11 protein-coding genes are annotated in these 12,292 nt (G+C 68.8%); 8 read left to right on the top strand and 3 right to left on the bottom strand.

Annotation, left to right across the window (positions count from 1 at the left end; translation table 11 throughout):
• Positions 1 to 63 precede the first annotated feature (63 nt).
• The 5 genes from truA (at position 64) to ACQHII_RS28915 (ending at position 6,407) form a co-directional block, all read left to right on the top strand.
• Positions 64 to 918, top strand: coding sequence for a tRNA pseudouridine(38-40) synthase TruA (gene truA / locus ACQHII_RS28895; protein ID WP_427922019.1), 855 nt, complete (start codon positions 64 to 66; stop codon positions 916 to 918).
• 459 nt (positions 919 to 1,377) lie between these two features.
• Positions 1,378 to 2,793 carry a glycosyltransferase family 2 protein gene (locus ACQHII_RS28900; RefSeq protein WP_427925428.1) on the top strand — a complete coding sequence of 472 codons (1,416 nt, stop codon included), beginning with the start codon at positions 1,378 to 1,380 and terminating at the stop codon, positions 2,791 to 2,793.
• Positions 2,793 to 3,800 carry a glycoside hydrolase family 26 protein gene (locus ACQHII_RS28905; RefSeq protein WP_427922020.1) on the top strand — a complete coding sequence of 336 codons (1,008 nt, stop codon included), beginning with the start codon at positions 2,793 to 2,795 and terminating at the stop codon, positions 3,798 to 3,800. The genes ACQHII_RS28900 and ACQHII_RS28905 overlap by 1 nt, the downstream gene beginning before the upstream one ends.
• Positions 3,800 to 5,566 carry an ArnT family glycosyltransferase gene (locus ACQHII_RS28910; RefSeq protein WP_427922021.1) on the top strand — a complete coding sequence of 589 codons (1,767 nt, stop codon included), beginning with the start codon at positions 3,800 to 3,802 and terminating at the stop codon, positions 5,564 to 5,566. Before ACQHII_RS28905 ends, ACQHII_RS28910 begins: the two co-directional genes overlap by 1 nt.
• 79 nt (positions 5,567 to 5,645) lie before the next feature.
• Positions 5,646 to 6,407, top strand: a complete 762-nt coding sequence (locus ACQHII_RS28915) for a polyprenol monophosphomannose synthase (RefSeq protein ID WP_427922022.1) — start codon at positions 5,646 to 5,648, stop codon at positions 6,405 to 6,407.
• An 83-nt stretch (positions 6,408 to 6,490) separates the two neighbouring features.
• Here the strand turns inward: ACQHII_RS28915 and ACQHII_RS28920 are convergent, their stop codons facing one another.
• Positions 6,491 to 7,372: a hypothetical protein gene (locus ACQHII_RS28920; RefSeq protein ID WP_427922023.1), complete on the bottom strand. Its 882-nt coding sequence runs from the start codon at positions 7,370 to 7,372 to the stop codon at positions 6,491 to 6,493.
• 344 nt (positions 7,373 to 7,716) lie between these two features.
• On the opposite strand from ACQHII_RS28920, the gene rplM reads away from it, so the two are divergent.
• The 3 genes from rplM to glmM all read left to right on the top strand — a co-directional run bounded on the left by rplM (position 7,717) and on the right by glmM (position 10,288).
• Positions 7,717 to 8,160, top strand: coding sequence for a 50S ribosomal protein L13 (rplM, locus tag ACQHII_RS28925; protein WP_013001400.1), 444 nt, complete (start codon positions 7,717 to 7,719; stop codon positions 8,158 to 8,160).
• Between the two features lie 42 nt (positions 8,161 to 8,202).
• Positions 8,203 to 8,730 carry a 30S ribosomal protein S9 gene (gene rpsI, locus ACQHII_RS28930; protein WP_093627302.1) on the top strand — a complete coding sequence of 176 codons (528 nt, stop codon included), beginning with the start codon at positions 8,203 to 8,205 and terminating at the stop codon, positions 8,728 to 8,730.
• Between the two features lie 199 nt (positions 8,731 to 8,929).
• A complete protein-coding gene (glmM, locus tag ACQHII_RS28935; RefSeq protein ID WP_019072262.1) occupies positions 8,930 to 10,288 on the top strand; it encodes a phosphoglucosamine mutase in 1,359 nt (452 codons plus the stop codon).
• Here glmM and ACQHII_RS28940 read toward each other — a convergent pair.
• Positions 10,285 to 11,229 (bottom strand): DUF389 domain-containing protein, encoded by a 945-nt coding sequence (locus tag ACQHII_RS28940; protein WP_427922024.1) that lies wholly within the window; start codon positions 11,227 to 11,229, stop codon positions 10,285 to 10,287. The two genes, glmM and ACQHII_RS28940, sit on opposite strands and share 4 nt — an antisense overlap.
• Before the next feature lie 22 nt (positions 11,230 to 11,251).
• The gene (gene coaA / locus ACQHII_RS28945) at positions 11,252 to 12,220 is read right to left on the bottom strand and encodes a type I pantothenate kinase (RefSeq protein WP_427925429.1); all 969 of its coding nucleotides are present in this window, start codon (positions 12,218 to 12,220) and stop codon (positions 11,252 to 11,254) included.
• Between the last annotated feature and the right edge of the window lie 72 nt (positions 12,221 to 12,292).

Consider the following 12,292-nt stretch of genomic DNA (forward strand, 5'->3'; position numbering starts at 1 on the left):
GTGTGGCGGGTCCGTTCCTTTCCAGGGGCGGGCCCGCTTTTGTGTAGGTGAAAGGATCTCGGTGTGAGTGATGACGTAGCGGTCGGGTTTGTTCGGGTGCGGCTCGATCTCTCCTACGACGGGACCGCGTTCTCCGGGTGGGCCAAGCAGGCCGGGGGGCGGCGGACCGTGCAGGGGGAGGTCGAGGACGCGTTGCGGACCGTGACGCGGGCGGGGGACGTGACGTACGACCTGACCGTGGCCGGGCGGACAGATGCCGGGGTGCATGCGCGGGGGCAGGTGGCGCATGTCGATCTGCCGGTCGCCCTCTGGGCCGAGCACCGGGAGAAGCTGCTGAAGCGGCTTGCCGGGCGGTTGCCGAAGGACGTGCGGGTGTGGGGGGTCGCGGAGGCTCCCGCCGGCTTCAACGCGCGGTTCGCGGCGCTGTGGCGGCGTTATGTGTATCGGGTGGGGGACCGGCCAGGGGGAGTGGATCCCCTGCTGCGGAACCATGTGCTGTGGCACGACTGGGAGTTGGACGTCGACGCGATGGACGCCGCCGCCAAGTCCCTTGTGGGGGAGCACGACTTCGCGGCCTATGCGAAGAAGCGCGAGGGCGCGACGACGATCCGGGAGATCCTCGACTTCGGGGTGCGGCGGCGGGATGACGGTGTCGTCGAGATCGAGGTGCGTGCCGATGCCTTCTGCCACAACCAGGTGCGGTCCATGGTCGGCGCGTTGCTGTTCGTCGGCGACGGGCACCGGGGTGCCGACTGGCCGCGGAAAGTGCTGGACGCGGGGGTGCGGGACAGTGCCGTGCATGTCGTACGGCCGCACGGGCTGACGCTGGAGGAAGTCGGTTACCCGGCGGACGAGTTGCTGGCCGCGCGGAGCAAGGAGGCGCGAAATCGACGGTCCCTGCCGTCGGGCACGTCCTAGGGAGCTGTCCGGCCCGCCGAACGCGGAAAGACGGAATTAAGTGATCTTGCCCGAAATCCCAGACGTGAAACCTGTTGGTTACGCAGCTTTTCGATAAAGATGTCCGTCATTTAGGGGCATGACGGGCGTAAGTCTCCTTTTGCCTCTTACTGCTTTCACAACCTCCCGTATATTCTTTCGCAGCTCGGCCAGAAGTTCGACAGGGGAGCCGGGTACAGGCGGGGGTTGACAGGCCGAATCAGGCCACGGGTGGTTTTCTTCATGAGTTCAGTGGGCCCGGTGCGGGCCGGGGGGCATCGCGCCGCACGGCAGAGCGGCGGACGGCGGAAGGCAGGGCGGGGCGACGTTCCCCCGCTGGGGCTGCTGCCGCTGCCGCCGACGGACCGCGAGAAGTACTCCTACGCGCGCCGCAACCTGTGGATCCTGACGATCAGCTCGCTGATCAGCTTCTGCTGCCTGGTGGTGAGCCAGTTCGAGCTCGCCCGGGCCACGCCCGTGCTGTGGATCTACACCCCGCTGCTGGTCTTCACGATCGTCTACTACCTGATATCGCTCCGGGTGAACGGTTTCACCAGGGACTTCGACATCGCGCACCACAAGCGGCTGGTCCACCACTGGCGGCCCGAGGTGTACCCCACGGTCGACGTGTTCCTGCCGGTGTGCGGCGAGCCCATCGAGGTGCTGCACAACACCTGGCTGCATGTGCGGGAGCTGGCCGACCACTACCCGGGCGTCTGCGTCCCGTTCGTCCTCGACGACGGCGCCGACCCGCGGCTGGCGGCGATGGCCCGGGACTTCGGGTTCCGCTACGGCACCCGGGAGAACCGCGGCTGGTTCAAGAAGGCCGGCAACCTGCACTTCGGGTTCGGGCAGTCCGACGGGCAGTACATCCTCATCCTGGACGCCGACTTCACCCCCCGCGCCGACCTGCTCGAAGAGCTGCTGCCGTACCTGGAGGCCGACCCGGGCATCGGCATCGTCCAGTCCCCGCAGTACTTCCGCGTGCTGGACTCGCAGAACTGGATCGAGCGCGGCGCGGGCGCCGTACAGGAGCTGTTCTACCGGTCCGTGCAGGTCTCCCGGCAGGGCAGCGACGGCGCGATCTGCGTCGGCAGCTGCGCCGTGTACCGGCGGGCCGCGCTGGACACCAACGGCGGCACCACGCTGATCGAGCACTCCGAGGACGTGCACACCGGCTTCGACCTCCGGGGCCTGGGCTGGGATCTGCGGTATGTGCCCGTCGCCGTCTCCACCGGGGTGTGCCCGGACACCGCCGGCGCCTTCTTCAACCAGCAGTACCGCTGGTGCTCCGGCTCGATGAGCCTGCTCGGCAGCAGGAAGTTCTGGCAGCGCGAGATCAAGCTGTCCAGCCGGCTGTGCTACATGTCCGGGTTCTTCTACTACATCCACACGGCGCTGTTCACCTTCGCGGCGCCGGTCATCCCCATCGTGCTGCTGGTGACGATGCCGGAGAAGCTCCGGGTCGAGAACCTGCTCATGGTGGTGCCCAGCATCGTCTACACGACGATCGTCTTCCCGATGTGGCACAAGGCGCCCTACCGCCTGGAGGCCTGGGCCGCCCGCCTGATGTACGGCTGGGCGCACGTCTTCGCCATCTGGGACATCCTGCGCAAGAACCGCATGGGCTGGCAGCCCACCGGCTCCTCCGGTGCCAAGAAGAACAAGACGCGCCGCTTCTGGATCGGCATGTGGGTCTGGAGCGGCGGCACCGCCCTGATCTGGGTGGTCACCGCCGTCTACCGGTCGTTCACGATGGACGCCCCGAACTTCGCGCTGATCCTGTCCTCCGGACTCTTCTACGCCCTGGTCGTGGGCCGTGTCCTGGTGCAGCCGCGTGAGAAGACGGTCGCCTGATGCGGCTCCGCGCCCGCGCCCGTGCCGCCCTGACCGCCGTCCTGCTCACGGTGCTCGTCCTCAGCGGCTGCTCGGTGCTCGGCGGCCCGGACGGCTCCTCGCGGACCAAGGGCGCCGGGGCCGGTTCCCCGCCGAGCCCGGACGCCGACGTCCCCTACGACGTCACCCCGCTGCTGAAGCCGGAGAAGAAGTACTACGGAGCCGCCCTCGACGGCGTGCCGAAGTCCATGGCGCCCGTCGACGCGTACACGCGGATGACCGGCAAGCAGCCGAACCTCCTGGAGTACTACGCGGCCTGGGGCGACGGCTTCGACGCCAGCGGTGTGCGCCGGGCCTGGAAGGAGGGCGCCCTGACACTGATGTCCTGGGAGCCCTTCGACACCAGCCTCGCCGACATCGCGGCCGGCAGGTCGGACCCGTACATCGAGAAGTACGCGAAGGCGGTCCGCACGCTGAACCTGCCCGTCGTGATCGACTTCGCCGACGAGTTCAACGGCTACTGGGAGAAGTGGGGCACGAAGTACGTGACCCCGAAGCAGTTCGTGGCCGCCTGGCGGCACATCCACGACACGTTCGTGGACGCCGGCGCCTCGAACGTGATCTGGGCCTGGTCGCCCAACATCGTCAACCCGGTCAAGAGCGTGCGGCTCGAGCCGTACTACCCGGGCGACGCCTACGTCGACTGGGTCGGCCTCGTCGGCTACTGGACGATCGGCCAGGACAACGCCTTCAGCAGCGTCTTCGGCCCGACCGTCGACGAGATCCGGGCCTTCACGAAGAAGCCCGTGGTGCTGATCGAGACCGCGGCGATGGCGGGTGAGCGGCGACGGGCCGACATCCGCAACCTGTTCGCGGGAGTGGAGGCCGACGACAACATCCTCGGCTTCATCTGGTTCAACCAAAAGAAGCGTGCCGACTGGCGGTTGGAGGCGAGTCCGCTGGCTCTCAAGGAGTTCAGGCGGCTGGCCGCGGACGACCGTTTCGGCTTCGACGTACGGAAGCCGTGATGACCTCGCGAAACGATCACTACACACCCCAGCCCTACGATCCCTACGACGAGGACGACGGCGGCTGGTTCAACTCCAACGGCGTGCCCCCGGCGCAGCCGCAGTACCAGCAGCCGCAGCAGCCGTACTCCGCCGCGATCCCGGAGCAGCCGCGCAGCGACCACGACGACCGGCCGACGTACGCCCTGCGCACGGTCCGGTACCAGCGGGTGCCGGACGACGAGCCCGCCTACCGCATCCCTGAGCCGCCGGAGGCCGGCTGGGAGATGGAGGCGAGCCGGCGGCGGGCCTGGGTCAGCCGGGCCGTGCTGCTGTGCATCCTGGCCGTCCAGGCGGCGCTGTCGCTGCGGCTGTCCAACACCGCGTTCCAGGACGAGGCGCTGTACCTGGCCGCCGGTCACTCCGAGCTCGCCAACCTGCTGCACGGCACCCCGCTGCCCCGCGACTACGCCGCCTACTTCTCCGGCTCGCCGCAGCTCTACCCGGTGCTCGCCGCGGTCGTGGACTCGAAGTTCGGACTGGCCGGGGCGCGCACGCTGAGCCTGTTCTTCATGCTGTGCACCACCGGGCTGCTGTACTCCTTCACCCGGCGGCTGTTCAGCGAGCGGGCCGCGCTGGCCGCCGCCGCGCTCTACGCGGTGATCCAGTCGACCGCGGTCATGGGCTACTTCGCGACCTACGACGCGTGCGCGGTGTTCCTGCTGGCACTGACCACCTGGATCGTGGTGCGCACCGACCGGGCACCCGTGATCACGGTGCTGCTGGCCGCGCCAGTCGGCGTCCTGGCGGTGGGCGTGAAGTACGCGTCCGCGCTCTACCTGCCGACCATCGTCGTGCTCGCGCTGCTCACCGCGTGGCCGCACAAGCGCGGCAAGGCGTTCCTGCGGATGGTGCTGCTCGGCGCCGGCATCGGGGGTCTGGTGGTGCTGGGCATGCACACCACCAACCTGATGGACGGGGTACGGCAGACCACCACCGACCGTGCGCACGGCACCGACACCACCGAGTTCCTGCTGGAGCAGTCCGCCCGATGGGGCGGGCTGATGTTCCTGGCCGCCGTCGGCGGGGCCGTCTCCTACGTCCGGCGCAGCCGCCTGAACGAGTCCCCGCAGGCCCTGCGGCTCAGCGGTCCCGGCTGGCGCTGGCGGGCCCTGCTCGGCCTCGTCCTGTGCGGTACGGCACTGCTGGCACCGGCGTACCAGATCCACCTGGGCACCGTGGTCTCGCTGTTCAAGCACGTCGGTTTCGGTCTGCTCTTCGCCGCGCCGATGGCCGGTGTGGGCGTCAACCGGCTGGTGGGAGCGCACTTCCGCTATCCCCAGCTCGGCATCATGCTCTGGACGGCCGTGCTGTGCCTGGGCATCCAGCAGGCGGACTGGCGCTTCGACGTCTGGCCCAACTCCTCGAAGATGATCGCCACCATCCAGTCCCATGTGGACTCCAGGGGCACCTACCTCGCCTCCACGCCCGAGGTGCCCGTCTACTACCTGCGGGAGAAGTCCTCGCACCGCCAGTGGCACAGCCTCTTCGGCATGGAGTACAAGGACAAGAAGGGCAAGTACTACGGCGGCGACCAGGCCTACAAGGAAGCCGTCAAGGACGGTGACTTCGACCTGATCGTGCTCGACGGGCTCACCAACCCGAGGGTGGACGACATCGTCGCCGCGGCCGTCAGGGGCAACGCCCACTACCGGCTGCTCGCCGAGATCCCGTTCCGCAACGCGAACGGCACGAGCGAGTACCGCATCTGGATCAAGACCTCATGACCGCGTCCGCGCGCCGGGCAGACCCGCGCCGGTTGGGGAGAGCTCCCTTCGGGGCCTCCAGGGGAGGGAACGGAAAGACATGACGGACCAGGAGAGACACCCCGGCGTACCGGTCACCATCGTGATGCCGACGTACGACGAGGCGGCGAACCTGCCCCGGATGGCCGAGCTGGTCCTCGGGCTGCCGATCGACGGGCTGCATCTGAAGATCGTCGACGATTCGAGTCCCGACGGCACCGGGCGGATCGCCGAGGAGCTGGCGGAGAAGTACAACGCCGACGGCGTGCGCCGGATGAGCGTGCTGCACCGCACCGAGAAGGACGGCCTCGGGCGCGCCTACGTCGCGGGCATGAGCGCCGCGCTCGCGGAGGGCGCCGCCTACGTCGTCCAGATGGACGCCGACGGAAGCCATCCCGTCGAGGCGGTCCCGCGGATGCTCGGCACGGCCGTGGCCTCGGGGGTCGGCCTGGTCGTCGGCAGCCGGTACGTCGAGGGCGGCTCGCTGGACGAGGACTGGGGCAGGCACCGCGTCCTGCTGTCCCGGTTCGCCAACCGCTACGCCCGGACCGTGCTCGGCACCGAGATCCGGGACATCACCGCTGGGTTCAACCTGTGGTCGGCACAGACCCTGCGTGACGTGGACCTCGCGACCCTGGACAGCGCCGGCTACAGCTTCCAGGTCGAGCTGAAGTTCAAGGCCGTACGGGCCGGACACAGCGCGGTCGAGATCCCGATCCGGTTCGAGGAGCGCACCGAAGGCGTGTCCAAGATGAACTTCGCCACTCAACTGGAGTCGGCCGTGGTGCCGCTGCGGCTGCGGCTGCGCCACAGACGGGGCTGATCCGGACCGGCAGACGAAGAGAGCTGGGCCTCTTCCTCTTCTTCAGCGCGTTCGCTCCCCGCCGGCAGGACGGGGCCGGCCGGCTATCCGGCCGCCGCTGCCGCCGAGGCCTGTGCCTCGCCCCGCCTGCCGATCTGGCGGAACGCGAACTCGGCCAGGTCGTCGCCGATGGTGAAGACCTTGGTGTCCTTCGTCGTCACGTCCGTGCCGCTTGTGAAGCCGGAGATCGTGAAGTAGGCGTAGCGGCCGTAGGAGTTGGTGGTCGTACGGCACACCGCGCCGTCGCAGAACGACTTGACGCCCTTGCCGGACAGCGAGCGGATGATGGCCTTCTTGTCCGCCTGGGTCTTGACCTTCGTCGCCTGGGCCTCGGAGTCGAAGACGGCCACGCCGACCGTCACCGCGACGTCGTCCTTGGTGTAGGTGACGCGCATCAGCCGGGTGCAGCCGTTGGCCGTCAGGACCTTGGGGAGAGTCGACTGGGCGGCCGAGGCGCAGTTGGTGGTGTCGGCCGTCGGGCCCTTCTTGTACACGGTCGAGCCCATGGTCAACTGCGTGCCGGGGAACAGGAGTTCAGCGCTGAGCGGCGCGGTGTCCTTGGCCTTGCTGGAGATGAACTCCTTCGGGTCCAGCGGCGGCGGAGCGCTGGTCGGCGCGAAGGACGGCGAGGTGGCGCCGGCGCTCGGCAGGGACCCGCTCGCGGGCAGGTTCGTCGGCTTCCCGGAGGCGGTGTCGTCGCCGTTCGCCGAGATGACGGCCATGGCGACGGCCGTCCCGACGCCTATCGTCGCCAGCGCGCCGCCGACTATGAGCAGCACTCTCTTGCGCCGGTTGCGCGTCTCCGCCCGGTCGGCGAGCGCGGCCCAGTCCGGGGTCTCGTCGTCGACGTTGCCGCCCCACGGCTGCTGCGATTGCGGTTTCCAGGGATCCCACTGGGACTGGGGTCCCCCCTGCCCGAAGCTCATGGGTCGCATCCTAGACGGGGGGACGGGGGTACCGGTGCGCCTCAACGAGGCCTGTGGGAACTGACGTTGAGATGTCGCGTTGAGTGTTTTCGCCGTCGCTTTCCGTGCGCGCTCCGGTCGGTCCCGCCGCGTTTTGACCCGTCCGGGCAGGCGCGGGTACTCTTACGGTTTGTTATGCGTATCGGCCTGGTCGTTCTCAGGCGAGAGGCCCTTGCGTAGGTTCCCTGGAGCAGTTACCAGTGGGCGGCATACGGGCGCTGGACCCGGCACTGTCGTCCCCAGCTGCACGATCGCTTCAGTGATGCCAATTTCAGCACCCATCCACTGAAGAAGAAGGCTGCGAAGTGCGTACGTACAGCCCCAAGCCCGGCGATGTGACTCGCCAGTGGCACGTCATCGACGCCCAGGACATCGTCCTCGGCCGTCTGGCTACCACTGCCGCGAACCTCCTCCGCGGCAAGCACAAGCCGACCTATGCCCCGCACATGGACATGGGCGACTTCGTCATCATCATCAACGCCGACAAGGTTCACCTGTCCGGCAACAAGAAGACCCAGAAGCTGGCGTACCGCCACTCCGGCTACCCGGGTGGTCTGCGCTCCGTCCGCTACGACGAGCTGCTGGCGAAGAACCCCGAGAAGGCCGTCGAGAAGGCCATCAAGGGCATGATCCCCAAGAACACCCTGGGCCGTCAGATGATCAGCAAGCTGAAGGTCTACTCGGGCGACCAGCACCCGCACGCTGCCCAGCAGCCGGTGCCGTTCGAGATCACCCAGGTCGCGCAGTAGTTCCGGCCACACCCCTAAACAGAAAAGAATCTGAGGAGAACCGTGGCCGAGACCACCGTTGAGCAGCCGGTCGAAGACACCGAGACCGAGCTCGTCGACATCGAGAGCTACACCACCGAGTCCGAGGTGCCCGTCGAGGGCGAGTACACCTCCGAGTCGCTCGCCGGCCGCTTCGGCGACCCGCAGCCCGCCGCCGGCCTGGGCCGCCGCAAGAACGCCATCGCGCGCGTCCGCATCGTGCCCGGCACCGGCAAGTGGAAGGTCAACGGGCGCACGCTCGAGGACTACTTCCCGAACAAGGTCCACCAGCAGGAAGTCAACGAGCCCTTCAAGGTGCTCGAGCTCGACGGCCGCTACGACGTCATCGCCCGCATCTCGGGCGGCGGCGTCTCCGGTCAGGCCGGCGCCCTGCGCCTCGGCGTGGCCCGCGCGCTGAACGAGGCCGACGTGGACAACAACCGCGGCGCCCTGAAGAAGGCCGGTTACCTCCGTCGCGACGACCGTGCGGTCGAGCGCAAGAAGGCCGGTCTCAAGAAGGCCCGCAAGGCTCCGCAGTACAGCAAGCGCTAAATCGCGCCTGCTCTGCAGTCTGTACTCCGAACGCCCCGGCGGCACGCCAGTCGTGCCGCCGGGGCGTTCGTTTATCACAGCGCGGGGCGTATAACGGCACAAGACGCTCAAAGGCTTGTGTGATCGGATGAACAGGCATCCTATGCCTGGAACGCAGGACATTCGCCTTGCAGGATTTTCGCCTTCCTCAGGAGGACAAGTGGGACGACTCTTCGGCACGGACGGCGTGCGCGGTGTCGCCAACGCGGATCTGACGGCCGAGCTGGCCCTCGGCCTCTCCGTCGCGGCGGCACATGTACTCGCCGAGGCGGGCACGTTCGCCGGCCACCGGGCAACGGCCGTGGTCGGGCGGGACCCGCGCGCGTCCGGGGAGTTCCTGGAGGCCGCCGTGGTCGCCGGCCTCGCCAGCTCGGGAGTGGACGTACTGCTCGTCGGTGTGCTGCCCACCCCCGCGGTGGCGTATCTCACCGGTGTGCTGGGCGCCGACCTCGGTGTGGTGCTCTCCGCGAGCCACAACGCCATGCCCGACAACGGCCTGAAGTTCCTCGCGCGCGGCGGGCACAAGCTCGACGACGAGCTGGAGGACCGGATCGAGAAGGTCTACGAGGAGCACCGCACCGGCGCCCCCTGGGACCGCCCGACCGGCTCCGGCGTCGGCCGGGTCCGGCACTACAACGAAGGCTTCGACCAGTACGTCGCCCACCTCATCGGCGTGCTCCCGAACCGCCTCGACGGCCTGAAGATCGTCCTCGACGAGGCGCACGGCGCCGCCGCCCGCGTCTCCCCGGAGGCCTTCTCCCGGGCCGGCGCCGAGATCATCACCATCGGCACCGACCCCGACGGCCTCAACATCAACGACGGCTGCGGCTCCACCCACCTCGGGCTGCTCAAGGCCGCCGTCGTCGAGCACGGCGCGGACTTCGGCATCGCGCACGACGGCGACGCCGACCGCTGCCTGGCCGTGGACCACACCGGCGAAGAGGTCGACGGGGACCAGATCATGGCCGTACTCGCGCTGGCGATGCGGGAGCGTTCCGCACTGCGCTCCGACACCGTCGTCGCGACCGTCATGTCGAACCTCGGCTTCAAACTGGCCATGGAACGCGAGGGGTTGACGCTCGTCCAGACCGCGGTCGGCGACCGCTACGTCCTGGAGGAGATGAAGGAGCACGGCTACGCGCTCGGCGGCGAGCAGTCCGGGCACGTCATCATCCTCGACCACGCCACCACCGGCGACGGCACGCTGACCGGCCTGATGCTCGCGGCCCGCGTCGCCGACACCGGCCGTACGCTCAAGGACCTCGCGTCCGTGATGGTGCGGCTGCCGCAGGTGCTCATCAATGTGCCGGACGTGGACCGCACGCGGGTGGGCACGTCCGCGGATCTCGCTGCCGCGGTCGCCGAGGCGGAGCGTGAACTCGGGTCCACGGGGCGGGTGTTGCTGCGGCCTTCGGGTACCGAGCCGTTGGTGCGGGTGATGGTCGAGGCCGCCGACATCGACCAGGCGCGCTCTGTGGCCGGGCGGTTGGCGGACGCGGTGAAGTCGGCGCTCGGCTAAGGGAGTCGAGCGGCGGCGCGCTCACGCTGCCAGGTCCAGAACGACTTCTGGGCCAGCAGTGTGAGCGTGCCCGCCACCACGATCCCGCCGAGGTTGGCGAGCAACTGCCAGGTGGAGCCCCACGTCTGGGAGTAGTCCCGGTAGCTGAAGGCGACGGCGGCGTTCGCGGCGGCCGGGACGGTCGTCACCGAGATCGCCACCCCGATCAGCGCACCGGACTTCGCGGACGTCAGCGACAGCGTGCCCGCGATGCCGGCCAGGAACGCCACGACGAAGGACATCCAGTCGGGCTTCCAGATGAAGGCCGTGTTGGGCCGGGCCGCCTCCACCATCGACTTCTCGAACAGCCCGAACGCGTCCAGCAGCCAGCTGAAGCCCACCGTCAGCACCATGGCCGCCGCGAACCCGGCGAGCAGCGCCCACAGCGACCGCCACACCAGGTGCGGCGCCTTCCGCACCAGCGCCGTCGAGATCCCCGCGAGCGGCCCGAACTCCGGTCCCACGGCCATCGCGCCCACGATCAGGATTGCGTTGTCCAGCATCACACCGCAGGCCGCGAGCATCGTGGCGACGGCCAGGAACGCGACGTAGGTGACGGTGAGCGTCGACTCCTCGTGCACCGCGTCCGCCAGGTGTTCCCACAGCACCGCGTCCGCGCCCTCGCCGGGCGCCTCGTCCTCCGCCTTGTCGGCCCGCTTCGACAGCGACAGGTCGATGTTCTCGACGGCGATGGAACCGGTCCGGTCGAGCCCCAACCCCCTTAGCCCGTCGATGAGTTCGTCGCCGGCCTCGCGGGCGACGTCGCACATCACGACATCGCCGGCCGGGTTGCGGGCGGCGCCCGCCAACACGACCAGATGCGTGGTGCCGACGGTCGTCTCGATCAGCCGGACGACGTCGTCGGTCCGGTCGGCGGGGGTGATCAGGCGCAGGTGCAGCATGACGCACTTCTATCAGGCGGCTCTACAGCTTCCGCAGGCTGAGCCGCCGCACCTTGTGGTCCTGGCCCTTGCGGATGACCAGGGTGGCTCGGCCCCGCGTCGGGGCGATGTTCTCCACCAGGTTGGGCTTGTTGATGGTGCGCCAGAGGGTGCGGGCGTAGTCGACGGCCTCGTCCTCGGAGACCTGGGTGTACTTGCGGAAGTACGAGTCCGGGTTCTGGAACGCGGTGGCCCGCAGCTTGCGGAACCGGTTCAGGTACCAGCGCTCGATGTCCTCGGCGCTCGCGTCGACGTACACACTGAAGTCGAAGTAGTCGGCGAGACCCACCCGGGTGCGGCCGTCCTTGCCGGGGAGGGCGGGCTGGAGCACGTTCAGGCCCTCCACGATCAGGATGTCCGGGCGCCGGACCGTGAGCCGCTGGTCGGGGACGATGTCGTAGATCAGGTGGGAGTAGACGGGGGCGGTGACCTCGTCCTTGCCCGCCTTGATGTCGGCGACGAAACGGGTCAGTGCCCGGCGGTCGTACGACTCCGGGAACCCCTTCCGCGACATCAGCCCGCGCGCCTCCAACTCCCTTGTGGGCAGCAGGAATCCGTCCGTGGTGACCAGCTCGACGCGCGGGTGCTCGGGCCAGCGGGAGAGCAGCGCCTGGAGGAGGCGCGCGACGGTCGACTTTCCTACGGCCACCGACCCCGCGACGCCTATCACGAACGGCGTGCCCGACTGGGAGCCCTGCTCGCCCAGGAACGTGTTCAGCGCGCTTCTCAGGCCGTCCGTGGCGCCGACGTAGAGGTTCAGGAGTCTGGACAGCGGGAGGTAGATGTCCCGCACCTCGTCGAGGTCGATGACATCGCCGAGGCCACGCAGCTTCTCGACCTCGTCGGCGGTGAGCGGCAGCGGCGTCTTGTCGCGCAGCGCGCTCCACTCGGCTCGGGTGAGGTCGACGTAGGGAGTCGCCTCCGGCTTGTGCCGGTGGGCGCTCCGGGGCATCGGGGAGACCGGAGAGATCACCAGTCCATTGTTAACGGAGTTTGAACGGGGTGGTGGGTGGGGTGCGTCACC

This window comes from Streptomyces sp. cg40, from assembly GCF_050320165.1.
In the GTDB taxonomy this organism is placed as follows: Bacteria; Actinomycetota; Actinomycetes; order Streptomycetales; family Streptomycetaceae; genus Streptomyces; species Streptomyces hokutonensis.